The organism is [Clostridium] colinum, assembly GCF_940677205.1.
Taxonomy (GTDB): domain Bacteria; phylum Bacillota; class Clostridia; order Lachnospirales; family CAG-274; genus Tyzzerella; species Tyzzerella colina.
In genome coordinates this window covers 1,272,139-1,296,868 of the sequence record NZ_OW712331.1, presented here as the reverse complement: position 1 = coordinate 1,296,868, position 24,730 = coordinate 1,272,139, and the positions used below count along the sequence as shown (strand labels likewise).

General features: G+C 24.5%; 25 protein-coding genes and 1 riboswitch. Of the genes, 23 read left to right on the top strand and 2 right to left on the bottom strand.

Annotated features, from left to right (window positions below; translation table 11 throughout):
• The first annotated feature begins 10 nt into the window (after nt 1-10).
• From NBW53_RS06510 to NBW53_RS06460, 11 genes are all read left to right on the top strand, one after another.
• Entirely contained in the window at nt 11-1,183 is a 1,173-nt protein-coding gene (locus NBW53_RS06510) for a tetratricopeptide repeat protein (RefSeq protein WP_250277456.1), read from the top strand.
• Between the two features lie 237 nt (nt 1,184-1,420).
• The gene (locus tag NBW53_RS06505) at nt 1,421-2,971 is read left to right on the top strand and encodes a Na+/H+ antiporter NhaC family protein (protein WP_250277455.1); all 1,551 of its coding nucleotides are present in this window, start codon (nt 1,421-1,423) and stop codon (nt 2,969-2,971) included.
• A 108-nt stretch (nt 2,972-3,079) separates the two neighbouring features.
• Nucleotides 3,080-3,256: riboswitch (cobalamin riboswitch) on the top strand.
• Between the two features lie 175 nt (nt 3,257-3,431).
• Nucleotides 3,432-4,499 carry a nicotinate-nucleotide--dimethylbenzimidazole phosphoribosyltransferase gene (cobT, locus tag NBW53_RS06500; RefSeq protein WP_250277454.1) on the top strand — a complete coding sequence of 356 codons (1,068 nt, stop codon included), beginning with the start codon at nt 3,432-3,434 and terminating at the stop codon, nt 4,497-4,499.
• Nucleotides 4,500-4,507: 8 nt separating this feature from the next.
• A complete protein-coding gene (locus NBW53_RS06495) occupies nt 4,508-5,059 on the top strand; it encodes a bifunctional adenosylcobinamide kinase/adenosylcobinamide-phosphate guanylyltransferase (protein ID WP_250277453.1) in 552 nt (183 codons plus the stop codon).
• Entirely contained in the window at nt 5,056-5,793 is a 738-nt protein-coding gene (locus NBW53_RS06490; protein ID WP_250277452.1) for an adenosylcobinamide-GDP ribazoletransferase, read from the top strand. Before NBW53_RS06495 ends, NBW53_RS06490 begins: the two co-directional genes overlap by 4 nt.
• Before the next feature lie 9 nt (nt 5,794-5,802).
• The gene (locus tag NBW53_RS06485) at nt 5,803-6,183 is read left to right on the top strand and encodes a P-loop NTPase family protein (protein ID WP_250277451.1); all 381 of its coding nucleotides are present in this window, start codon (nt 5,803-5,805) and stop codon (nt 6,181-6,183) included.
• Complete coding sequence (locus NBW53_RS06480; protein WP_250277450.1) at nt 6,156-6,758, top strand: histidine phosphatase family protein; 603 nt, start codon at nt 6,156-6,158, stop codon at nt 6,756-6,758. The genes NBW53_RS06485 and NBW53_RS06480 overlap by 28 nt, the downstream gene beginning before the upstream one ends.
• An 11-nt stretch (nt 6,759-6,769) precedes the next feature.
• Nucleotides 6,770-7,723: an ABC transporter substrate-binding protein gene (locus NBW53_RS06475; RefSeq protein ID WP_250277449.1), complete on the top strand. Its 954-nt coding sequence runs from the start codon at nt 6,770-6,772 to the stop codon at nt 7,721-7,723.
• 8 nt (nt 7,724-7,731) lie between these two features.
• Nucleotides 7,732-8,613: a cobyric acid synthase gene (locus NBW53_RS06470; RefSeq protein ID WP_250277448.1), complete on the top strand. Its 882-nt coding sequence runs from the start codon at nt 7,732-7,734 to the stop codon at nt 8,611-8,613.
• A gap of 55 nt (nt 8,614-8,668) precedes the next feature.
• Complete coding sequence (locus NBW53_RS06465) at nt 8,669-9,157, top strand: GNAT family N-acetyltransferase (RefSeq protein ID WP_250277447.1); 489 nt, start codon at nt 8,669-8,671, stop codon at nt 9,155-9,157.
• Nucleotides 9,158-9,236: 79 nt separating this feature from the next.
• Entirely contained in the window at nt 9,237-12,434 is a 3,198-nt protein-coding gene (locus tag NBW53_RS06460; protein WP_250277445.1) for a DUF6240 domain-containing protein, read from the top strand.
• Nucleotides 12,435-12,494: 60 nt separating this feature from the next.
• Here the strand turns inward: NBW53_RS06460 and ymfI are convergent, their stop codons facing one another.
• Together ymfI and NBW53_RS06450 are read right to left on the bottom strand one after the other, a co-directional pair.
• Entirely contained in the window at nt 12,495-13,229 is a 735-nt protein-coding gene (ymfI, locus tag NBW53_RS06455; protein WP_250279016.1) for an elongation factor P 5-aminopentanone reductase, read from the bottom strand.
• Complete coding sequence (locus NBW53_RS06450; RefSeq protein WP_330651600.1) at nt 13,219-14,082, bottom strand: deoxyribonuclease IV; 864 nt, start codon at nt 14,080-14,082, stop codon at nt 13,219-13,221. Before NBW53_RS06450 ends, ymfI begins: the two co-directional genes overlap by 11 nt.
• Nucleotides 14,083-14,317: 235 nt before the next feature.
• Between NBW53_RS06450 and NBW53_RS06445 the strand changes: the two genes are divergently transcribed.
• From NBW53_RS06445 to prmA, 12 genes are all read left to right on the top strand, one after another.
• Nucleotides 14,318-14,671, top strand: a complete 354-nt coding sequence (locus tag NBW53_RS06445; protein WP_250277444.1) for an Asp23/Gls24 family envelope stress response protein — start codon at nt 14,318-14,320, stop codon at nt 14,669-14,671.
• A 29-nt stretch (nt 14,672-14,700) separates the two neighbouring features.
• Nucleotides 14,701-15,165, top strand: coding sequence for a transcription antitermination factor NusB (nusB, locus tag NBW53_RS06440; protein WP_250277443.1), 465 nt, complete (start codon nt 14,701-14,703; stop codon nt 15,163-15,165).
• 7 nt (nt 15,166-15,172) lie between these two features.
• The gene (gene xseA, locus NBW53_RS06435) at nt 15,173-16,366 is read left to right on the top strand and encodes an exodeoxyribonuclease VII large subunit (RefSeq protein WP_250277442.1); all 1,194 of its coding nucleotides are present in this window, start codon (nt 15,173-15,175) and stop codon (nt 16,364-16,366) included.
• A gap of 7 nt (nt 16,367-16,373) precedes the next feature.
• Complete coding sequence (gene xseB / locus NBW53_RS06430; protein ID WP_250277441.1) at nt 16,374-16,610, top strand: exodeoxyribonuclease VII small subunit; 237 nt, start codon at nt 16,374-16,376, stop codon at nt 16,608-16,610.
• The gene (locus NBW53_RS06425; RefSeq protein ID WP_250277439.1) at nt 16,610-17,488 is read left to right on the top strand and encodes a polyprenyl synthetase family protein; all 879 of its coding nucleotides are present in this window, start codon (nt 16,610-16,612) and stop codon (nt 17,486-17,488) included. Before xseB ends, NBW53_RS06425 begins: the two co-directional genes overlap by 1 nt.
• Nucleotides 17,489-17,521: 33 nt before the next feature.
• Nucleotides 17,522-17,965 (top strand): divergent PAP2 family protein, encoded by a 444-nt coding sequence (locus NBW53_RS06420; RefSeq protein WP_250277438.1) that lies wholly within the window; start codon nt 17,522-17,524, stop codon nt 17,963-17,965.
• Between the two features lie 24 nt (nt 17,966-17,989).
• On the top strand, nt 17,990-19,876 hold the full coding sequence (gene dxs, locus NBW53_RS06415; RefSeq protein WP_250277437.1) for a 1-deoxy-D-xylulose-5-phosphate synthase: 1,887 nt from the start codon (nt 17,990-17,992) through the stop codon (nt 19,874-19,876).
• Entirely contained in the window at nt 19,866-20,648 is a 783-nt protein-coding gene (locus NBW53_RS06410; RefSeq protein WP_250277435.1) for a TlyA family RNA methyltransferase, read from the top strand. The genes dxs and NBW53_RS06410 overlap by 11 nt, the downstream gene beginning before the upstream one ends.
• 13 nt (nt 20,649-20,661) lie before the next feature.
• Entirely contained in the window at nt 20,662-21,504 is an 843-nt protein-coding gene (locus NBW53_RS06405; RefSeq protein ID WP_250277434.1) for an NAD(+)/NADH kinase, read from the top strand.
• A gap of 4 nt (nt 21,505-21,508) precedes the next feature.
• The gene (gene argR / locus NBW53_RS06400) at nt 21,509-21,961 is read left to right on the top strand and encodes an arginine repressor (protein ID WP_250277433.1); all 453 of its coding nucleotides are present in this window, start codon (nt 21,509-21,511) and stop codon (nt 21,959-21,961) included.
• Between the two features lie 19 nt (nt 21,962-21,980).
• Nucleotides 21,981-23,669 (top strand): DNA repair protein RecN, encoded by a 1,689-nt coding sequence (recN, locus tag NBW53_RS06395; RefSeq protein WP_250277432.1) that lies wholly within the window; start codon nt 21,981-21,983, stop codon nt 23,667-23,669.
• Nucleotides 23,670-23,735: 66 nt separating this feature from the next.
• Nucleotides 23,736-24,719 (top strand): 50S ribosomal protein L11 methyltransferase, encoded by a 984-nt coding sequence (prmA, locus tag NBW53_RS06390; RefSeq protein ID WP_250277431.1) that lies wholly within the window; start codon nt 23,736-23,738, stop codon nt 24,717-24,719.
• The last annotated feature ends 11 nt before the right edge of the window (nt 24,720-24,730 follow it).

Sequence of the window (24,730 nt, the reverse complement as noted above, 5' to 3'; positions counted from 1 at the left end):
AGGTGGTTATATGGTTGCTAGCTTAAAGCAAAGTTTGGCAGAAGATAAAAATATATCTCCATATAAACTTACAAATGGTATAAATATTTATTCGATAGAAGAGGCTATATATCTTTTTTATAAAAATTTTAAAGAGTATAGTACAGATTTTTTTGAAGATAAGTTTATAAACTGGGTATATAATGACCTTTTAAATGTTGATATAGCTAACAAATTGATTGAAATAAAAAAACAAGAAAGTTTTTATCAAAGAAGTATAGAATTTTTAACTATTAATGATTTTTATACATTAGAAGAAATAGAAAGTATCTCGCTAGAACTTTTTAATTGGGAAAAAAGAGGACAAGTAGAGCGAAAAAAGATTAAAGGAGATAGATTTTTTAAAGAAAATATGTTTGAAAAAGCTATAAAGTCTTATAAAGATGCATTAGACTTTGATGTTTCAAATTATATTTTATATAATAATATAGGAATTTGCTATATAAGACTTAAACAATATGATTTAGCATTAACATATTTAAAAAAGGCTATAAATTTATCTAACAATAATTTAGACATATTATTTAACCTAATAGAATTATTAATAGAAAAAGAAGATTTTGACGATGCTAAGGAAAATATAAACAAATTAAATGATGATATTGTGTATAAAAAATATTATTATTTAGGCGAATTATATTTTAAAAAGAAAGAATTTGATAAAGCTAAAAGTTTATTTATACAAGCACATTTGTTTAATAAATCAGATGATATATTATTAAAAATTGCTAATTGTTATGTAAAGCTTAATTTATATGATAGAGCTACGAAGTGCTTAGAAATTATAGAAGATAAAAATGTTGATATTTTAATAGCTAAAAGTGATATATACGAACATCTTAATAATATACCTAAAGCTATAAAATGTATAGAAAAAGCAAATTTTTATAATAGAAATAATTATATATTGTGGCTTAAGTTAGCTAAATATTACAGGCAAGAATATAATCTTTTAAAAGCAGAAGGAGCTATAGCTAAAGCATATACTTTAGCACCAGATAACGAAAGAGTATTGTTTGAGCAATCTCTTATAAAAAAGGCTCAAGGTAAATTTAAAGAATATCAAAGTATATTATCTAAAATAGTACAAAAATCTAGTGAAGAATATAGGCAAAATTTGTATACTAATAACAATGTAAAATAGTTTTAAATATACAAATTTATACAAAAACTAGTATTTTATAATTAAATACTAGTTTTTGTTATATTATTTTAATAAAATTATTAATAAATATTTAAAAATTTGCATATATAAATATTTTGTGATAAAATTATAAAAATAATGGTTCAATAAATATTGAGATGTTATAATTTTATTAAAATTTAAAATTTACCTCAATTTTGAAAAAGAGCCCAAAATATATACAAAGGAGAGATTTTAATGGAAATACACACGGTGGGTATTTTATCTTTGCTCCCACCTATCATTGCTATTATATTAGCGCTTAAAACAAAGGAAGTTATATCTTCGCTTATTGTAGGTATTTTATCTGGAACATTAATATATTCTATATATGATACAGATGGAGTTATACAAGTTGGTACTAGAACTATTGAAGTTACTATGAACCTTATGGCAGAAAAACTTTCAGAAAACAGCTCTATTATAATATTTTTAGGAATTCTTGGGGCTATAGTTGTTATTATAACAAAAGCTGGTGGCTCTAAGGCTTATGGTGAATGGGCGGTAAAAAAAATAAAATCTAGAAAAGGGGCTAAGTTAGCAACGGCGGTATTAGGTGTTATTATATTTATTGATGACTATTTTAACTGTTTAACAGTAGGTACAGTTATGCGTCCTGTTACAGATAAATATAAAATATCTCGTGAAAAACTTGCATACATTATTGATGCAACAGCCGCACCTATATGTATAATAGCTCCAGTCTCTTCTTGGGCAGCATCTGTTATATCTCAAATGACAGATAGTGGTTTAAATGGTATACAAGATTTTGTTAGAACTATACCTTACAACTTATATGCTATTTTAACAATGATTATGGTTTTAATCGTATGTTTAACAAAATTAGAATTTGGTAAAATGGCAAAATGTGAATATTTAGCCTTAGAAGGCAAAAAAAATGATGACTTTGAGGCACTAGATGAAGATGATGAGCTTAGTAAAATATCTATATCAGAAAAAGGTAAGGTGTTTGATTTAGTTATACCTATATTAGTATTAATAGTTTCATCTATTTTATCAATGTTATATGTTGGTGGTTATTTTAATGGTGGTATGACTTTATCTGAAAGTTTTGGTAACACTAATGCAGGGCCAGCACTTGCTATGAGTGGATTTTTTACATTAATAGTTACATTTTTATTATTTATCCCAAGAAAAGTATTAACTTTTAAAGAGTTTATGTCTGGCATAGCTACAGGTGTTAAGTCTATGGTATCTGCTTATATAATTCTTATATTAGCCTGGACAATAAGTGGTGTTTGTAGAGATTTATTAAATACAGGTGGATATGTAGGTGGGCTTGTAGAAGGGTCTAGTGTGGCAGGAATGTTAATACCAGTTGTAGCATTTTGTGTTGCTGGGCTACTTGCCTTTTCTATGGGTACATCTTGGGGTACATTTGGTATATTAATACCTATAATAGCTGTTGTATGTGAAAATACAGCACCACAACTTACAATAACATCATTAGGAGCTGTTTTAGCAGGGTCTGTTTTTGGGGACCATTGTAGCCCTATATCAGATACAACCATATTATCATCTACAGGAGCTAGATGTAATCATATAAGCCACGTTGCAACACAAATACCATATACATTTGTTGTGGCTATAAGTTGTGTAATAGGATATATTGTAGCAGGTATAACGGCTAACCTTTTATTAACTTGGATATTTGCATTAGGTAGTATGCTTATAATTTTATTTGTTTTATATTTAAAAACAGAAAAAGAATTGAATAAAAATCATTAATTTTTTATATAATAAATAAGGTAAGATATATTCTTATCTTATTTATTGTACTGTAATTGTATGTGTTGACAATAATTTATATTGTGTGTATAATTTATAATAATTAAATATTAAGATAGACTTGCTGGTGCGTTTTAACGATAATAGGGAATTGAGTTAAAATCTTAAACAGACCTTGCTGCCGTGATGAAGGAGTTTATTTATATATGCCACTGGGTTAAACTGGGAAGGCTAAATAAATGTTGATGTCTTAGTCGGAATACCTGCCAAAAAATAATATAACTATATTATGCAAGTTTTAGTTTTAAAACTCACAGGTTATTGAGGTTTATAACTTATCTATTTACATAGCTATTAATATTATATATTAAAATTATTTAATAATACTATTTTATGCTATACATAATAAAATAGAAAGTTATAAGTCTTAGGTTATACTAAGGCTTTTTTAGGTGTTTATATGGAGTATTATTTAAAAAATATAGAAAAAATAAATGAAAATATTTATAATGAAGCTAAAAAATATATAGATTTTTTGGCAAAGCCTATAGGTAGTTTAGGAGAACTTGAAGAAATATCTGCAAAACTTTGTAGTATATATAATAGTTTAAACATAAATATAGACAAAAAGGCTATAATAGTTTTAGCAAGTGATAATGGTATATTTGAAGAAGGTATAGCATCTACACCACAAGAGGTAACAGCTATACAAACAATAAATATTTTAGAAGGTAAAACAGGTGTATCTGTCATAGCTAAACAATTTAATACAGATGTTTTAGTTTGTGATGTAGGCATAAAATGTGATATAAATCATCCTAAACTTATAAATAAAAAAATACGAAAATCTACTAATAATTTTTTTGAACAAGAGGCTATGACAAAAGATGAAGCTATAAAAGCTATTAATATAGGTATTGAACTTGTTAACCAAGCTAAAAAAGATGGATATAGCATAATAGGTACTGGAGAAATGGGAATAGGCAATACGACAACAAGTAGTGCTATTTTAGCGTCTATATTAGGCTTAAAAGAAGATGAAATAGAAAGTGTTGTAGGTGTTGGCGCTGGTCTTACTAAAGATGCTTACAATAAAAAAGTAGACATAATAAAAAAAGCTATAAAAAAACATAAACCTAATCAAAATGATGTTATAGATATTATAACAAAAGTTGGTGGATTTGATATAGCTACAATGATAGGAGTATATATAGGGTGTGCATACAATAAAATTCCTGTTGTTGTAGATGGATTTATAGCAATAGTAGCAGGCTTATGTGCTATTAAGCTAAATGAACATATTAAAGGATATATGTTTTTATCTCATAAGTCTATGGAAAAAGGATATATTTTAGCACAAAAAGAAATAGGACTACCATCTTATTTAGATTTAAAAATGAGATTGGGCGAAGGTAGTGGTTGCCCTTTAATGTTTTCTATAATGGAAGCATCTGTTGCTATGTTTAAAAATATGGCAACTTTTGATGAAGCTAAAATAGATACCGATTATTTAAATAATTTAAAGTAGGTGCTTTTATGATTGTATATGTTTCTGGTGGTTGTAAAAATGGAAAATCTAGTATAGCAGAAAAAATAGCATTTTCTTTAAAAGAAGAAGATAAACCGTTTTATTATATAGCAACTATGTGTCCAACAGATGAAGAAGACTTAATAAGAATAGAAAAACATAAAAAAAATAGATTACATTTAAATTTTAAAACAATAGAAATACAAAAAGATATTAAAAATATAGAAAATTTATGTGATTTAAAAGGAACATTTTTAATAGATAGCGTTACAGCACTTTTAGCTAATGAGATGTTTAAAGATAATTTAATGTTAGAGGCTTATAAAAAGGTTAGTGAGGATTTATTATATATAATAAGTAAAATGAGAAATGTGGTATTAGTTTCTGACTATATTTTTTCTGACAGTATAAAATATGATGAAATAACTAACACATATAAAAAAGGGCTAGCTTTTATAGATAAATCTTGTGTTAAAAATGCAGATGTTTTAATAGAAGTATGCTACAACAACATTATAGTGCATAAAGGCAAAGAAAGGTTTGATGAAATAAAATTATGATAAATGGACTTTTTATGGCTTTTTCTATGTATACAACAATACCTATGCCTCAAGTAAAATGGGAAGAAAAAAATTTTCCTTTTATTATAGTTTATTTACAGTTTGTAGGATTAGTTATTGGATTAATATGGTTTTTGGGTATAAATATAATAAGTAATTTTAATATACCAATAACTATAAAGTCAGCATTAGTATGTTTAATACCATTATTTTTAAGTGGATTTATTCATATAGATGGGTATATGGATACTTGTGATGCTATATTTTCAAGAGCTAGTTTAGAAAAAAAATATAAAATTTTAAAAGATTCTTGTGTTGGGGCATTTGCAGTAATAGGATTATTAATAATAAATGTTATATACTATGTATGTATTTATGAAATATTAAAACAAGATAAAAATATAACCTCTTTAATATTTATACCTTTGTTTTCAAGAGGTATTACTAGCTTATTTATTATAAAAGTTAATCCTATATCTAAAGAAGGGTTTATAGCTAATTTTAAAAAAGATTTAAATAATAAGCATTTTTATACTATTTTAATAATTTTATTAATGTTTTTATTTTTATCATATTATTTTAGCATATTAAAAATAATTTTAATAAATATATTAAGTTGTTTTATTTTTGCTACTTTTTGTATAAAAGATTTAAAAGGTATATCTGGAGATTTATGTGGATTTATAATAACAACAAGTTCTTTAACATCTATACTTTTTTTATCAATATTATAGGAGGAATTTATGATACTTATTATAGGAGGAGCTTATCAAGGTAAATTAAGTTACGCTAAAGATAAGTTTAATATAGATGATAGTAATGTATTTTTTTGTGATGATAAAAATATCCAAATAGATTTTAATAAAAAAATAATAGCTAATATAGATAAATTTATTTTGGCTATGATAAAAAACAATAAAGAACCTATAATATACATAAAAGAAAATATAGATAGGTTTAGAGATAAAATAATAACTTGTGAAGATATATCTTGTGGTATTGTACCAATAGAATATGAAATGCGTCTTTTAAGAGAAAGTATAGGGCATAGCTTATCTATATTATCTAAAAATAGTGATAAGGTGGTTAGATTATTTTGTGGGATACCAATGGAGATAAAATAAAAATAAATTTAATAAGGCACGGTAAAACATATGCAAATGAACAAAAGCTATATTATGGATTTTCAGATATAGCGTTAAGCGAAAATGGGATAAAAGAGTTATACCATTTGAAAAATATTATACAATATGAAATGCCTAGTCTTTTTATAACAAGTGGGCTTAAAAGAACTATTGAAACATTAAATATACTTTTTGGAAAAGTAGATTATATAGTAAATGAAAATTTTAAAGAAATGAATTTTGGTGATTTTGAGCTTAAAAGTTATAAACAGTTAAAAAATAATGAAGATTATAAAAAATGGATTGAAAATATAGATGAAAATAATATACCTAATGGTGAAACAAAAAAAGAGTTTGAAAACAGAGTTATAAAAGCTTTTGAAGATTTATTTCATCATTGTAAAAAACAGAAAATTAAAGATGTAGTAGTCATTTGTCATAGTGGAGTAATATCAATTATAATGATGTATTTATTTAAAGAAAAAAGTAAAAATTTTTATGATTGGTTGCCTAGTTATGGCAGAGGATATACTATAATCTTTAAAAATAAATATAAAAATTATAAAAATATTTAGGAGGAAAAACTATGAAAAAGTTTAAAAATTTAATTTTAATTTTTGCTATTTTATTGTCTACATTATTAGTTGGTTGTATTTTTAATGAACAAGAAGGTAGCATAGAAAGTACTACTATAGAAAATAGTAATATAGTGCTAGATAGAGAGGGTAATGAAGTTATTTTACCAGAAAAAACAGATAAAATAATTTCATTAGCACCTAGTATAACAGAAACATTAGTTAACTTAGGTCTTGCAGACAACCTTGTGGCAGTAGATAAATATTCTTTAAAAGTAGACGGAGTAAATAAAGATTTACCTATATTTGATATTATGACTCCAGATGCTGAAAATATTGTTGCATTAAAACCAGATATTATATTTGGTACTGGTATGAGCAAATCAGATGGTACAGACCCTTTTGCACCAATGGTAGAAATGGGAGCTTTTGTAACAGTTGTACCTACTTCTACAAGTGTTGAAGGTATAAAAGAAGATATTTTATTTATAGGTAAAGTTACAAAAAAAGAAGAAGAAGCTAAAAAAATAGTTAGTGATTATGAAGAAAGAATGAATTCTATTTTAGACAAAGTAAAAACAGTAAAACAAGAAAATCCTATAAGTGTATATTTTGAAACTTCTCCAATGCCAGATGCTTATACTTTTGGAAAAAATACATTTTTAAATGATATGATTAATTTATTAGGTGCAAAAAATATTTTTGAAGAACAAGATGGTTGGATACCAGTTTCTGAAGAGCAAGTAGTTGCTAAAAATCCTAGTGTTATACTTACAAACGCAGACTTTTTAGAAACACCAGTTGAAGATATAAAAAAGAGAGCTGGTTGGGAAAATATAGATGCAGTTAAAAACAATAAAGTATATTTAATAGAAAAAAATACTAGCTCAAGAGCAAATGAAAATTCTATTGTAGCTTTTGAAAATATAGCAAAAGCATTATATCCTGAATTATTTGAAAATTAGGTGAAAATATGTCTAAAATAATAATGATACAAGGTACATCATCTGGTGTAGGAAAGTCTATATTTGCTACTGCTTTATGTAGAATTTTTACTCAAGATGGATATAAAGTAGCACCATTTAAAGTACAAAATATGTCTTCTAATGCACATATTTTAAAAGATGGAAATAAAATGGCTCGTTCTCAAGCTATTTGTGCTTACGCTTGTAACACAGAACCAGATTATAAAATGAACCCAATATTATTAGTACCTACAAAAAATAATGTAGAAGTTTATTTAAACGGTAAATATAAGGGAAATATGGACGGATTTGGTTATGAGGAAGTTAAAACAGACTTTTTAAATCAAGCTAAAATGTCTTTTGATAGTCTTTGTGAGCAAAATGATATAGTTGTTATTGAGGGAGCCGGAAGCCCTGTTGAGCTTAATCTTATAAAAAATGATATTGTAAATATGGGCTTTGCTAAAATAGTAAATGCCCCCGTATTATTAATATCAGATATATCAAGAGGTGGTATTTTTGCGTCTTTATATGGAACTATAAAACTTATGACAGAAATAGAACAGTCTCTTATAAAAGGTATTATTATAAACAAGTTTAAAGGTAATATTAATTATTTTGAAGATGGTAAAAATATTATAGAAGATATTTGTAAAAAAGATGTTTTAGGCATATTACCATATTTTGATATAAATATTGAAGATGAAGATAGCCTTGTAGATAGTGGAGAAATGAAGACAAAAGAAATTTTAATACAAAATCTAAAAGGTGAAAAAACAGAAGATTTATATATAAAATATTTAAAAGAACAGTTTGATTTGTTAGCAAATAATTTTAAATCAAATTTAGATATGAAAAAAATTTATGATATTTTAAATTTAAGGGTATAGTTTATAGACTATGCCCTTAAAAATATTTAAAAGGATAAAATATAAGGAGAATAAAATGATAATACAAAAAGCAGATGAAAAGCATTTAAAAGAAATAAATGAAATAACAAATTATTTTATAATAAATACAAATTTTAATTTTAATTTTGAACCAAAAACTTTAGAAGATACAAAAAAATGGTATAATGAACATATAGAAAATAATTTACCTATAATAGTATGTTTAATAGGTCAAAAAGTAGTAGGTTGGGCATCTTTATCTAAATTTAGAGATTATAGAGGCTATGATAAAACAGTAGAAGTATCTTTATATGTAAAAAATGAATATAAGAAAATGGGAATAGGTAGTTTATTATTAGAAAAAATAGAATATGAAGCTAGAGAAAGAGGGTTTCATTCAATAGTATCTGCTATAACAGGTGGTAATGAGGCTAGTATTAATTTACATAAAAAATTTGGATATGATATAAAAGGTATTTTTGAACAAATAGGATATAAAAATAATACTTTTTTAGATGTAATATTTTTATATAAGATATTATAGAAAATTAAATTTTTATATATAAAGTTAATTAAAATAAATTATATACCGATATATATTATATATATGTAGGGGTGATATTTTGAAGATAGAAAAAATAAATAATAACAATACAAATACTGTAAATAATGAAATTATTAATTTTGAAAAAGGAGATATTATATCTGGAGAAATAAAGTCTTTAAAAGATAATAAATATATAATACATTTAGAAGACAAATATTACATAAATGTAGATAAAGATAAAATTTCAAACAAAGTAGGAGATACTGTATATTTTAGAGTAGAAGATGAGAAAAACACTTTAAAACAAATTTTTAATACTGAAAGCCAAGATAATTTAAATAATGATATAAACAATATAAAAATTAAAAGAAACTTAGATAAAAATACATTATTAAATAATAGAGCTCAACAACAATATAAACTTTTTTTAGATAAAAATAGTCAACCATCAGTACAAGAAAATAATTTATACAATTCTAAAATAAAAAATAAATTATCTCATTTATCTAATACAGTAAATAAAAAAAGTTTACAAAATTTGATAAATAATGGAGTTGACCCTAAAAAAGTAGATGTATTAACATTTAGTGATTATTTAAGTATTAGCACAGGTGTAGACGTAGAAAACAAAGAAAAGCCAGAAGAAAAAACTTTACAAGAGTTAAAAGAAGATAAAAAAAAGGCTATTAAAATGGACTTAAATATGAACGGGCTAGACGAAGAGGACTTATTTAATTTTGAAGATATTTTATCTAAAGTTGGTTTGCCTAATACAGATAAAAATATATCAGCATTAAAAAATGTAAAAGATAAAATTGATAATATAGAAAATATTGACAAAGACACTAGCTTAAATATTATAAAAAAAGGAAATAAAACAACAATAGAGGATTTATACTCATCTAAATATTCAAGAGTGTCTAATAAAGATAGTATAGATATAGAAAATATAGAAAACCTTGAAGAACAAATAAAAAATATATTAAACCAAAATGATATAGAGATTCATGAAGAAAATATAGCTATTGCAAAAGATTTTATAAAAAGTGAAGTTGATATATCTTCTGAAAATATAAAAAAATATAAAAAGTTAGCAAATATAAAACAAGAAATAGATATTAAAAATATTTTAGAAAAAAGTGCTAACAATATATTAAAAAATGAAAATGTATTAGACATAGATATATTTAATAATGAAACTATAGAACAATATATTAAATATAAAAATATGTTACCAAAAATTTTGCCAGAGCATATACAAGGGCTTATTGATGAGAATATAAATATAAATCTTAAAAATATAGAAAATAATTATAAAAATATTAATATACAAAATATTAATGTTACTGAAGAAGCTATATCTGAAAGATTAAATCTTTCTAAAATTCAATTAAAGCTTACAACAGAGGCTATGTATTCACTTTATGATAAAGGTATAAATATAGATACAAAACCATTAAAAGATGTTATAAATTATCTTGAAAATATAGAACAAGAAAATTATAAAAAATATCTACAAATAAATAAAGTAGAACCTACACAAAATAATGTTGAAACAATGAAAAATGTATTTTCAACTATAAAAAGTTTTTATCCAAATGCAGTTTATAATACATTTAAAGATATAATAGATAAAAAAATAGATTTTTCATTATCTGGCATTAATAAAAGTTTAAAATCTCAAAATATTATTGATACCTTTGAAACTTTTAAAACTACACCTAATAAATCTTTTGGTGATAGTATTAATAAACTTACAGAAGATTTTAAAGATTTACTTATAAAAAATGGATTTGAACCTACACAACATAATATAAAAGCATTAAAAATTTTATCACTTAATAATATAGATTTTACAGAAGAAAATATTTTAAATATTAAATTATTAGATAATAAAATAGATTATGTAGCAAATAATTTACATCCATTAACAGTTGCAAAAATGCTAAAATATAATTTTAACCCTATGGATAGAAAAATAGATGAAGTTATAGATTATATAGATAATAACAAATTTGGACAAACATCTAGAGAAAAAATAGCAGAGCAAATATTAGATATAGATAGAGAAAACATATTGTCTAAAGAAGAAAGAAATGCTATAATTGCTGTTTATAGAATGCTAAATATTGTTCAAAAAGGAGATAGTGCATCTATTGGAAATTTATTAAAAGCAGAAAAAAATGTTACTTTATCAAACCTTTTAGAGGCATCTAAAATATATGAAAAAAGCAGAAAAAATATAGGCTTTGACAAAAAGATAGATAAATCAGTAGGTGAAAGTGAAAAAATAATACCAGAAGATAATATCACTAATGCTATAAAATCTGGAATAGAAAAAGCTAATGAAAATTATAATAAATTTATTTTAAATCAAATATTAAATTATGCAAATCCAGATAAAATTTTACAAATTGATAATTTTAATACTAATATTGAAAATATTTTAGATAAATTAAAAGATAAAGATAAACAAACTATATCTAATAATACACAAAGTGATTTAATTAAATCTATACAAAGTTTAGAAAGTGTAGATATAGATACTATAAATTATTTAACAAAAAATAATCTTCCAATTACTCTTGATAATATTCAAATAATGGAAAATATTATTAAGAAAAATACTAAACTTAGTAAGGATATAGATGATTTTAAATCTGAATTAGAAAAAAGAGATATTTCTTTTGGTGAAAGTATTTTTAATATTGAAGATGATAAAAATATGACAAAAGAAGAATTGCTTAATACAATGGAAAATTTAAACCAAGAAAATCAACAAGTGTTTGATGAGATAATAAATTTAGAAGATTTAGATGATATAAAATATATGATATTAAAAAATAAAAAAGTATCTTCAAATATTAATTTTATGCAAGATTATAATAATATAAAAAATGGTAAATATACATTACCTATGAAATTATCTACAGGTAAAATAACAGACCTTAATATGTATATATTAAATGACATGGCATTAAATGATAAAAACTTAAATTTATATTTAAACTTTGAAAATGATAATAATAAATCTATTGAGGCTTATGTTAAAGTATTTAATGACGGAACAATAGTTGATATTGTAACAGATACAACAAGCGATATACAAAATTATGAAAAAGATGTTTTAAATATTTTAAGTAATTTTAATATATATCCAGATAATATTACATATAGTGTAGATAATCCAAAAGATTTATATAAAGAAGATAATATTTTAAATATAGAAGAAAAGTTTAAAGACTTTGATAATAATTTTAATAAAGTTATTTAATTAACAAAACTAAAAAAGAGTATATTTTGTTTCTATAAATTTACTCTTTTTTAGTTTTAATTATATTAAACCACCATCTAATGTTATCACTTGCCCTGTTAGATATGAAGAATTGTTAGAAGCTAGATAATAAGCTAAATTTGCTACTTCTTCTGGTTTACCAAAACGCATATAAGGTATATCATCTATAAATGCTTCTTTTTCTTCTGCAGATAAAAAGTTATTCATTTCGGTATCTATAGCACCACAAGATATAGCATTAATGCGTATACCGCTAGGGGCAAGCTCTTTTGCTAATGCTTTTGTAAAAGAATTTATAGCACCTTTTGTAGAAGAATATACAACTTCGCAAGATGCACCAACATTTCCCCATATAGAAGAAATATTTATTATTATACCATTTTTTTTATTAATCATACTTTTAGAAGCTATATGAGAACAATTAAAAACACCTTCTATGTTGGTTTTTATGAGTTTTTGCCAAATATCTGGCGTTATTTCATTAAAAAGACCTATATGAGAAATGCCTGCATTATTTATTAAAATATCTACACAACCAAAAGTTTTTTCTATTTCTTTAAATATATTAAGCGCTGTTAAATAGTCAGAAATATCACCTTGTAATGCTAATATATTAGGATTAATTTTTTTTAATTCAGTATAAGTTTTATCTAAATCATCTTTTCTATTTATACAGTTAATAACAACTTTAAAATTGTTTAAAGCAAATATTTTTGCAATTTCTTTACCTATACCTCTTGATGAACCAGTAACAAATACTACTTTAGACAATATGTTCACCTCTAAGCCTTGCAATTTCTTCTTTATATAAATTAGTTTTTGTATCTAGCCAAGGTGTTTCTAATATAAAAATTTTATCTTTTAAATATTTTGAATGTACTATATTATAAATAGCATCAAAACCTATAAAATCTTTGCCTTTTGGATTTGTTTCATCTGCACCTAAATTTGCGTGCCTATCTTTTCTTGCTCCACATTTATTTAAAGACCCATTTATATGTACTACTTTTATTTTATCAAGTCCTATTATATTATCAAAATCAATCATTACGTTATCAAAATCATTTACAATGTCATAGCCACTATCGTGAAGATGACAGGTATCAAGACATATACCTATTTTTTCTTTTTTTTCTACTTTATCTATAATTAATTTTAATTCCTCAAAATTTTTCCCAACTTCAGAGCCTTTGCCAGCCATTGTTTCTAAACAAATAAAGGGTTTTGTATCATCTTTCAAAACAGAATTAAGTCCATTTGCGATTCGTTCTATTCCATAATCTAAAGTTTTTTCTGTAAAAGAACCTGGGTGTAATACAATATAATCAGACCCAATAGCAGTTGTTCTTTCTATTTCTTGTTTTAAAAAATCTATTGCTAAGCTATATGTATCATCTTTATAAGATGCTAAGTTAATAATATATGGTGCGTGAACTACTATATCACTTATATTATGTGTTTTCATAAAATTTTTACCTTCTTCTATTTTTAATTTTTCAATAGGAGAACGTTTAGTATTTTGAGGAGCACCAGTATATATCATAAATGTATTAGCTCCATAAGAATATGCCTCTTTAGCAGCATTTATAAGTCCACCAGATATAGACACATGAGAACCTATTTTCATAATATCTTCCTTTCATTTTATATTTTATACTATAATTATATAAAAACTTAGTTATTTTGTAAACTTTAATCTTTTTATATATTATGTTAAAATTTTTGTAGATAATAAATTTGTGTATTATATATAGATTTAGGATAAAATATATTTATATTTATCTTTTCAAAGGTTAAAAATTTTGATATAATAAAGATAATTTGATTGTTAAGAGATTATTATATATTAGTTGGAGGTTAATATGGCGTTTACAAATAATAATGGTATAGTTCAAATATCTGATGATGTTTTAGTAGCTATTGTTCAAACAGCTACTTTAGAAATAGAAGGTGTTCATTCTATTAATTCTAGCTTAGCAGGTGAGATAATAGGTAAATTTGGTAAGAAAAATTCTAAAGGAATTAATATTCTTAACCAAAATAATAAACTTACAATAAATATAAATTTATCTATAAAACAAAATTATAAAATATTAGAAGTTGCTAAAAATGTTCAAAATAAAGTTAAAAATGCAATAGAAAATATGACAGGATTAGGAATAGAAAAAATAAATATAAATATTGTTTCTGTTGAAATAGATAAAAAAGAAGAATAAAATTTTTATAGAAATAGAGGTGATAATATATGCAAGACTTACATATGCCCGTTAGACAAAAGCTTGAAACAAGAAGTAATACAAGAAATCACGTTTTTAATTTAATATTTCAATTAGAGTTTTTTGATAAAGATGAAATGAAACAAATTTTAAATAAATATTATGATATCTTAGAAACAGAAGTTGTTTTAGAAAGTAAAAAAGATGAAAATTATATTCCTTTAAAAATAAATAAATCTATTATAGAAAAGCAAATTTTTGATTTAATAAATAAATTAGAAGATATAGATAAAAAAATAATAATAAATTCTGAAGGTTGGGATATATCTCGTATTGATAAAGTTGATTTAGCTATCTTGAGATTAGCTATTTATGAAATTTTATTTGATGATGTGCCAGCAAAAGTTGCTATAAATGAGGCTATTGAGCTTTCAAAAGAATATAGCTCAGAAAAGTCTTATAGATTTGTAAATGCAGTGCTTGCAAAAATTTAAAAACATTATGAAAAATAATATTTATACAGTTACACAAGTTAATAATTATATAAAATTAGTTTTTGAAGATGATTTTTTATTAAATAATATATATATAGAAGGTGAAATATCTAATTTTAAAAGACATATATCTGGGCATATATATTTTACTATAAAAGATGAAGAATGTTCTATAAATGCTATTATGTATAAACAAAATACATTATTAATGGAAGATAATATTCAAAATGGTACAAAAGTTATTTGTTGTGGGTATATATCTTCCTATCCTAAAACTGGACAATATCAACTATATGTTATAAGTATTAAATGTAGCGGAGTGGGTAATGTTTTTTTAGACTTTGAAAAATTAAAAGAAAAATTAAAAAATGAAGGACTATTTGATAATGTTTATAAAATGGAGATACCTAAAATACCAAAAACAATAGGTGTTATAACTTCAGAAACAGGTGCTGCAATAAGAGATATATTAAATGTTGCTAAAAGGAGAAATCCTAACGTTAAAATAATATTAATACCAACATTAGTACAAGGAAAAGATGCTCCAAATGGCATTATAAATGCAATAAATATAGCTAACGAATATAAAAAATTAGATGTTATTATTTTGGCTCGTGGTGGTGGTAGTAAAGAAGATTTATGGGCGTTTAATGATGAAAATGTAGCAAGAGCTATATTTTATTCTTCTATACCTATTGTAACAGGAATAGGCCACGAGATAGACTTTACAATAGCAGATTTTGTAGCAGATTTTAGAGCACCAACACCATCTGCAGCTATAGAGGTATGTTTGCCAGAGGCTGATGCTTTAAAAGAAAAGATATGTAATACATTTAATAATTTAAATAACAATATTAATAAAAAGATAAATGAAAATAAACTTAATTTTAATATAAATATTAATAAAAGTTGTTTTACTAATTTTTTTGATAAAATTTTAGATTATAAAAAAATTACAGAAAGTAATTTTAATAATATAAATAAAAATATACACATAAAAATGAAAGAAAATAAACTTATTTTAAATTCTAATATAGATAAAATAGAGGCTTTATCTCCTATGAATATATTAAAAAATGGATATACTTTAATATCTGATAAAAATAATAAAAATATTATTTCATCAAAGCAATTAAAAAAAGATGATGAAATAAAAATAAACTTTTATGACGGAGATAAAAAAGCAAAAATAATAGAATGAGGTTTTTATGGTAAAGAAAAAAATTTTTGAAAATTCTTTAAAAAGACTAGAAGAAATATCAATTCAAATGGAAAAAAATGATATAAGTCTTGAAAATTCTTTAAAGCTATACAAAGAAGGAGTAGAAGAAGCTATTTTTTGTGCCAACTTTTTAAAAGATATGGAACAACAAGTAGCTATTCTTCAAAAAGATGCTGCTGGTATATTTAAACTTAACCCATTTTATGATATGGAGGAAAGTTAATGGATAATATAGAAATGAGAAAACATATATTTGATATTATAAATCAAAATATATTAAAATATTTGAACATATATGCTAGTAAAGAAATGTATTTACCTATGGAATATAGTTTAAAAGTTGGGGGAAAGCGTTTTAGACCTATGCTAATGTTATTAACTTGTGATGCTTTTAGTAAAAACTATGAAGATGCTATTCCTTTTGCCGTGGCTATGGAATGTATACACACATATTCTCTAATACATGATGATTTACCAGCTATGGATAATGATGATCTTAGAAGAGGGTTTCCAACATGTCATATAAAGTTTGATGAAGCAACAGCTATTTTAACTGGTGATGGACTTTTAAATATTGCATTTGAAATTATGATTGACAAATTAAAAAATAATTTTGAAAAAAAATATTTAGATGCTATTCAATGTATAGCTAATGCATCTGGTACAAATGGTATGATAAAAGGACAAGCTTTAGATATTAAGGCTGAAGGTAAAAAAATTAATAAAAATGAACTTTTTGATATATATGAAAATAAAACAGGAAAGTTAATTTTAGCAAGTATGAAAGTAGGAGCTATTATAGGTGGAGCTAATGAAGAACAAATAAAATTAGTAGAACAGATAGCTTATAATCTTGGAATTGCCTTTCAAATACAAGATGATATACTAGATATAGAAGGAGACCAACAAAAAATAGGCAAACCAATAAATAGTGATATAAAAAATGATAAATGTACATATGTTAGTATTTATGGTTCAGAAAAAGCAAAAAAAGATTATATTTTATTATCATCACAGGCTTTAGAAGGATTAGAAAAATTAGGCTTTGGCGAAAAACAAATTTACTTTTACATTAAAAACCTAATTAATAGAGATAACTAATATATAAAATACAAATGGAATTAAGGTGATATTATGACAATCTTTCTTCAAATTATTAATAATAAAATAATACAAACATCTGCTTTATCTTGGTTTATAGCACAAATGATAAAAATAATTATAGATTGTATTAAAAATAAAACTATAAATCCAGCACTTATAGTAAGCTCTGGTGGTATGCCAAGCTCTCATAGTTCTTTTGTGACTTCGCTTGCTTGTGCAACTGGGCTAAAAGAAGGCTTTTCTTCAACATTATTTGCTATTACTTTTGTTCTTAGTATGGTTGTTATGTATGATGCATCTGGAGTTAGACGAGCAGCTGGTAAACAAGCAGAAGTGCTTAATATATTTATAGCAAATTTTGAAAAACACGGAATAAAAATAGATTCTAAGCTAAAGGAGCTTTTAGGGCATAGTCCTATTGAAGTTTTTGCAGGAGCTATACTTGGTATAGCTGTTGCTATAGTTATGTTTTAAAATTTATTGAAAAGGAGGACTAATATGGCATATTTAGATAATATTAATAGTCCGTCTGATTTAAAAAAACTTGACATAGATGAGTTAAATTGTTTAGCAAAAGAAATAAGAGATTTTTTAATAAGCTCTTTAGCTAAAACAGGTGGACATTTAGCATCTAATTTAGGCGTTATAGAACTTACGATTGCACTTAACTATTGTTTTGATTTTTCAAAAGATAAAATTATATGGGACGTAGGGCATCAAGCATATACACATAAAATCTTGACAGGAAGAAAAAATTTTTTTGATAGCCTTAGAAAAAAAGATGGACTTAGTGGCTTTCCAAAAACAGAAGAAAGTATATATGACCATTTTAACACAGGGCATAGTTCTACATCTATATCGGCAAGCCTTGGGTTTGTAACAGCTAGAGACTTATTAGGAAAAGATTATAACGTAGTTTCTGTTATTGGCGATGGGGCTATGACAGGAGGCTTGGTTTATGAGGCTATGAACAATGCTGGAGCTAATAATAAAAAACTTTTAATCATATTAAATGATAATCAAATGTCTATATCTGAAAATGTAGGGTCTATGAGCAAACATTTAAGTAGTTTACGTTTGGCACCAGAATATATAGAAGCTAAATTAGATGTAAGACAGTTTTTAGAAAAATTTAATATAGTTGGAGATAAAATAAATAAAGTATTAGAAAAAACAAAAGAAGGCATAAAATATGCAATTTTACCTAATGTAATGTTTGAGCAACTTGGAATAAAATATATAGGACCAATAGATGGGCATGATATATCTGGCCTTATAAAAGCTATAAATAATGTTAAAAATATAAACAAGCCAGTATTATTGCACATAATTACTAAAAAAGGGTTTGGTTATATACATGCAGAAAACGAACCATATAATTATCATGGAGTAGCTCCATTTGATATGGAAACAGGTAAACCTATTAGTTTTAATAAATCTGAAACATATTCAGAAGTTTTTGGAAAATTTATGGTTAGAGAAGCTAATAAAAATAAAAAACTTTTAGCTATCACTGCTGCAATGCCTTCTGGTACAGGTTTATCTTTTTTTTCAAAAGTATATCCAGATAGAATATTTGATGTTGGAATAGCAGAAGAACACGCTGTTATATTTGCTGGTGGGCTTGCTATGAGTGGATTTATACCAGTTTTTGCAGTTTATTCTACCTTTTTACAAAGAGGATATGACCAAATAATACATGATATATGTATACAAAATTTACATGTTGTTTTTGCAATAGATAGAGCAGGAGTTGTTGGTGATGATGGTGAAACACATCAAGGTATATTCGATATATCATATCTTTCTCATATACCAAATTTAACTGTTTTATCACCAAAAAATAAAACGGAACTTTTAAAAATGTTAGACTATGCTATAAACAAACATAAAGGGCCAATAGCTATAAGATATCCAAAAGGGACGGTTAATAATATATATAGCGAAAATGAACCAGAAGTTATTTATAATAAGTGTGAAGTTATAAATCAAAAAGGTAATATATGTATTATATCTGTTGGTACTATGATAGAAAATGTTAAACCAGCTTATGATAAATTAATAAGTGAGGGTTATGAAATTTCCTTAATAAATGCAAGATTTATATCTCCAATAGATGAAAGTCTTATTGAAAATATAAAAAATAACTTTGATTATATCTTTACTGTTGAAGACAATGTTTTTAAAGGTGGATTTGGTTCAAATCTTTCATCTCAACTTATTAAGAATGAAATTTTTAATAAAAAAATATACAATTTATCTTTTCCAGATGAATATATAGAGCAAGCAACTATAAAAGAAATACATCAAAAATATAAACTAGATAAAAATGGAATATATGAAACTATTAAAAGTAAGATTGGAAATATAAAAAATGGAAAATAGGCTTGATATAGCTATTAAAGAAAAATATGGATATTCTAGAGAATATAGCAAAGAAATAATTTTAAAAGGATACGTTAAGGTTAATAACAAAAATATTAAAAAACCTTCATTTAAAGTTGCTGATACAGATATTATAGTATTATCTAAAGAAGCTATACCTAAATATGTAAGTAGAGGTGGGTTTAAGTTAGAAAAAGCTTTAGAATATTTTAATATATGTATTAAAAATAAAGACTGTATGGATATAGGAGCATCTACTGGTGGATTTTCAGATTGTATGTTACAAAATGAAGCTAATTTGATTTATGCCATAGACGTTGGAGATAGTCAATTAAATGAAAAAATTATAAATAATTCTAAAGTCATATCTATTGAAAATATGGACATAAGAGATTTTGTAATAGATAAAAAGTTTGATTTTATATCTGTAGATGTTTCTTTTATATCATTAAAAAAAATTATTTATAAATTAAATGATTTTATAAAGGACACAGGGATTATAACATTGCTTATAAAACCACAATTTGAAGCTGGTAGAGAAAATATTGATAAAAATGGTATTGTTAAAAATAAAAATGTACACATAAAAGTTTTAGAAGATATATCAAATTTTTGTAAAGAACACGGATTTTTTATACAAGGGCTTACTTATTCTCCTATAAAAGGTGGTAAAGGAAATATAGAGTATCTTATTTGTTTAAATAAACATTTTGAAAATAAAGATTTACCTTTTAAAAAAATAGTTTTTGAGGCTTTTGAAAACTTGAAATAAAGGAGAATACATTATGAACATAGGTATTATAACAAATGAAGATAAAGATAAAGACTTTGAATATACTAATAATTTAATAAAATTTATATTAAAAGAAAACACTAAACCTATAATATTAAAAACATTTAAAAATTTTATAAATAGCAAAGAAGTTTTATTTTTAGATGAAGAAGAGCTTTTTAAGCAATCAGATTTTATAGTTATACTTGGTGGAGATGGAACTATACTTAGATGGGCTAAAAAAATATCTAAATTTAATAAAAATATTTTAGGAATAAATATAGGAAATTTAGGTTATTTAACAGATGTAGAGAAAGATGAAGGAACTTTGGCTATAAAAAGAGTTTTAAATAATCAATATAATGTGGAAAAACGTATGATGCTTAGTGCTACAATTAATGATAAAGAATATATTTGCCTTAATGAAGTTAATATTAACAACGGAAATATTTCTAGAATGGTAAAAATTGCTATTGATATAAATGATAGATTTGTAGAGGCTTTTAGTGCAGATGGGCTAATTATATCTACTCCAACAGGGTCTACTGCTTATAATTTATCGGCAGGTGGGCCTATTTTAAAACCGGATACAGAGCTTATTGCAATAACTTATGTTTGTCCACATGCATTATTTTCTAGACCATATGTAATATCTGCAAATGATAAAATAAGAGCCTATGTTGTAAATGAAGATAGTGTTGCTTATTTATCTTTAGATGGACAAAGTTCTATACCTATTAACTATGGAGATAGTGTTTATATTAAAAAATCTTCTTTTTATACTAATATTATAAAAACAACTCAACATAGTTTTTACGATATACTAAGGAGAAAAATGTTTGAGATAAGGAAGTGATTTTATGAAGACAAAAAGACATTCTAAAATAAAAGAATTAATAACAGAATATGATATTGAAACACAAGATGATTTGACAAAAAAGCTTAGAGAAGCAGGATTTGATGTTACACAAGCTACAGTGTCTAGAGATATAAGAGAACTAAAGCTTACAAAAGTTACAAATAGCGAAGGAAAACAAAAATATCAAGTTTTTTTACAAGAAGATAAAAAAATCTCTGAAAAGTTTATAAGAGTTTTTAAAGACGGTGTTGTAAGCATAGATTATGCACAAAATATTATTGTTATAAAAACATTAAATGGTATGGCTATGGGTGTTGCTACTGCTTTAGATTCTATGGGAAATGATGAAATAATAGGAAGTATAGCAGGTGATGATAATATTTTTTGTGTAGTAAAAAATGAAGAAAAAGCTATAAAACTTGTAGAAAGACTAAGAGCTAAAATAAATTCTTAATATAAAAGGAAGTGTCAACTTGTTACAACAACTATACATAAAAAATGTAGCTTTAATAAACGAAGAATTAATAGAATTTGATAAAGGCTTAAATATATTGTCTGGTGAAACAGGGGCTGGTAAATCTATAGTTATTGGGTCTTTATCATTTGTTTTGGGAGCTAGAGCTACAAAAGATTTTATAAAAAAAGGTGAAGATTTTGCTATGGTGGAAGCTTTGTTAACCTTAAAATCTGAAACTATAAAAAATGAAATTAGAGAACTTGGTGTTGATATGGATGAAGATAGTTGTGTACTTATATCTAGAACTTTTAATAAATCTGGAAGAAATATTTGTAAAGTTAATGGCAGACCAGCCACTCTTGGCATGATAAAAGAAATTTGTGAAAAACTTATTGATATTCATGGACAACACGAGCATCAATCTTTATTAAATCCAGCTAAACACATATTATTATTAGATAGATTTTGTGAAGATGATTTATTAGAGCATAAAACAAATCTTTTAAATTTAATTAAAGAATATAAGCAGGTGTTAAAGCAAATATCAGATTTATCTATGGGAAAAGATAGAGAAGATTTAATAGATTTTTTTAATTATCAAATAAGTGAAATAGAAAATGCTAAACTTTCTGAGAATGAAGAAAATATTTTATTAGAAGAGAGAAAAATTTTGTCTGAGGCAGAAAGATTAAAATCTCTTTATACAGAAAGCTTAGCACTTTTATATAGTGATGAAGACTTATCGGCTCTTGATAAAATAGGGGTTGCACTAAATAATATACAAACGATAAGTAGTATAGATAATGAAAAAAAATATATATATGATGATTTACAAGATATATATGCTAAGCTAGAAGAAATAATAAGAGATTTAAAAAAATATGATGATAATATAGACTATAACGAAGACAGACTTAATGAAATAGAAAACAGGCTAGATTTAATACAAAAGTTAAAGAGAAAATATGGTTCTAATATTAAAGAAGTTTTATTGTTTAAAGATGAAATAAAAATAAAATTAGATAATTTAATAAATAGTGAAGAAAAAATATTAAAACTATATGAAAAAAAAGAATATATTGAAAAACAGATTAAACAATCTTGTATAAATATAAGTAACATTAGAAAAGAAAAAGCAAAATATTTAGAAAAAAATATTGAAAAACATTTATTTGATTTAGGAATGCAAAATTCTAAGTTTAAAATAGATATAAAAACGAAAGATACTTTTAATCAAAATGGATTTGATAAAGTAGAATTTTTAATATGTACAAATTTAGGCGAAGATGTTAAACCTCTTTCTAAAATAGCCTCAGGTGGTGAAATGAGTAGGGTTATGTTATCTTTAAAAGCTGTTTTATCTTTTGTAGATACCATAGATACATTTATTTTTGACGAAATAGATTCAGGTATTAGTGGTAGAACGGCTCAAATGGTAGCTGAAAAAATGTCTTTATTATCTAAAAATAATCAAATAATTTGTATAACACATTTACCACAAATAGCAGCTATGGGAGACCAACATTTTTTGATAAATAAATCATCTGATGATAAAAATACTAAAACTAGTATAGAACGTTTAAAAGATGATGAAATAGTTAATGAAATAGCAAGAATGACAGGTGGAGCTACTATAACAGATTTTACATTAGCATCTTCTAATGAGATGATACAACAAGCTAAAAAAATTAAAGAAAGTATGTAATATTAGTAAAAATAAGATTAATAGTTTAAAATGTTTATATATTTAAAATAATTGGAGGCAGTATAAATGGAATGGATTGAAGCTAAAATATATACAACAAGAGAGGGGATAGAGCCAGTTAGTGCAGTTTTATTAGAAACAGGTATAACTGGTATACAAGTTGAAGATGATGATGAGCTTAAAGAATATCTTGAAGAAAGTTCTATGTATTGGGACTATGTAGATGAAGAACTTTTAAACAAAGAAAAAGAAGAAACTAAGCTAAAAATTTATGTTAGTGATAATCCTTATGGTAATGAAATTTTATTAAACGTAAAAGAAGCTATAAAAAATTTAAAAAATATAGAAAATGAAATAGGACTAGATTTAGGAAGATTAGATATAGAAATAAAATCTAACTTAAATGATGAAGAATGGCTTAATAAATGGAAAGAATTTTATAAACCTTTCACATTAGGAGAAAAAATACTTATAAAGCCAGTTTGGGAAGAGGTAGAAAATACTAACAATAAAGTTATATTTAATATTAATCCTGGACACGTTTTTGGAACAGGGCTTCATCAAACAACACAACTTTGTATAACAAATCTTGAAAAATATGTAACAAATGAAAGTGTTGTTTTAGACCTTGGTTGTGGAAGTGGTATATTATCTATAATTTCGCTTTTATTAGGGGCTAAAAGTGCTTTTGCTGTTGATATAGATGAAAATGCCGTAAAAGTTGCTTATGATAATGCAAAATTAAATGGTATAGATAATGATAAGTATTACGTAACTTCAGGAAATGTTGTTACAGATGAAAAGTTAAAAGATGAAATAGGGTATAAAAAATATGATATAGTATTAGCTAATATTATAGCAGATGTTATATGTTTTATATCTCCTGTTGTTCCTAAACAGTTAAAAGAAGATGGTATTTTTATATCTAGTGGTATTATAAAAGATAGAATAGAAGATGTATATAATGCTTTAAATGAAAATGGGCTTGAAGTGGTAGACACTATTACAAAGGACGAATGGGTTTGTATTGTATCTAAAATAAAAAAATAATATAGGAAGAG

Coding starts and splice junctions, on each gene's coding strand:
- NBW53_RS06425 (WP_250277439.1), top strand. CDS start 16,610: ATGGATAATATAGAAATGAGAAAACATATATTTGATATTATAAATCAA.
- NBW53_RS06450 (WP_330651600.1), bottom strand. CDS start 14,082: ATGAAAATAGGTTCTCATGTGTCTATATCTGGTGGACTTATAAATGCT.
- xseA (WP_250277442.1), top strand. CDS start 15,173: ATGAAAAATAATATTTATACAGTTACACAAGTTAATAATTATATAAAA.
- cobT (WP_250277454.1), top strand. CDS start 3,432: ATGGAGTATTATTTAAAAAATATAGAAAAAATAAATGAAAATATTTAT.
- NBW53_RS06485 (WP_250277451.1), top strand. CDS start 5,803: ATGATACTTATTATAGGAGGAGCTTATCAAGGTAAATTAAGTTACGCT.
- NBW53_RS06465 (WP_250277447.1), top strand. CDS start 8,669: ATGATAATACAAAAAGCAGATGAAAAGCATTTAAAAGAAATAAATGAA.
- NBW53_RS06505 (WP_250277455.1), top strand. CDS start 1,421: ATGGAAATACACACGGTGGGTATTTTATCTTTGCTCCCACCTATCATT.
- NBW53_RS06420 (WP_250277438.1), top strand. CDS start 17,522: ATGACAATCTTTCTTCAAATTATTAATAATAAAATAATACAAACATCT.
- NBW53_RS06475 (WP_250277449.1), top strand. CDS start 6,770: ATGAAAAAGTTTAAAAATTTAATTTTAATTTTTGCTATTTTATTGTCT.
- NBW53_RS06410 (WP_250277435.1), top strand. CDS start 19,866: ATGGAAAATAGGCTTGATATAGCTATTAAAGAAAAATATGGATATTCT.
- argR (WP_250277433.1), top strand. CDS start 21,509: ATGAAGACAAAAAGACATTCTAAAATAAAAGAATTAATAACAGAATAT.
- NBW53_RS06405 (WP_250277434.1), top strand. CDS start 20,662: ATGAACATAGGTATTATAACAAATGAAGATAAAGATAAAGACTTTGAA.
- NBW53_RS06445 (WP_250277444.1), top strand. CDS start 14,318: ATGGCGTTTACAAATAATAATGGTATAGTTCAAATATCTGATGATGTT.
- xseB (WP_250277441.1), top strand. CDS start 16,374: ATGGTAAAGAAAAAAATTTTTGAAAATTCTTTAAAAAGACTAGAAGAA.
- dxs (WP_250277437.1), top strand. CDS start 17,990: ATGGCATATTTAGATAATATTAATAGTCCGTCTGATTTAAAAAAACTT.
- NBW53_RS06490 (WP_250277452.1), top strand. CDS start 5,056: ATGATAAATGGACTTTTTATGGCTTTTTCTATGTATACAACAATACCT.
- nusB (WP_250277443.1), top strand. CDS start 14,701: ATGCAAGACTTACATATGCCCGTTAGACAAAAGCTTGAAACAAGAAGT.
- prmA (WP_250277431.1), top strand. CDS start 23,736: ATGGAATGGATTGAAGCTAAAATATATACAACAAGAGAGGGGATAGAG.
- NBW53_RS06510 (WP_250277456.1), top strand. CDS start 11: ATGGTTGCTAGCTTAAAGCAAAGTTTGGCAGAAGATAAAAATATATCT.
- NBW53_RS06470 (WP_250277448.1), top strand. CDS start 7,732: ATGTCTAAAATAATAATGATACAAGGTACATCATCTGGTGTAGGAAAG.
- NBW53_RS06495 (WP_250277453.1), top strand. CDS start 4,508: ATGATTGTATATGTTTCTGGTGGTTGTAAAAATGGAAAATCTAGTATA.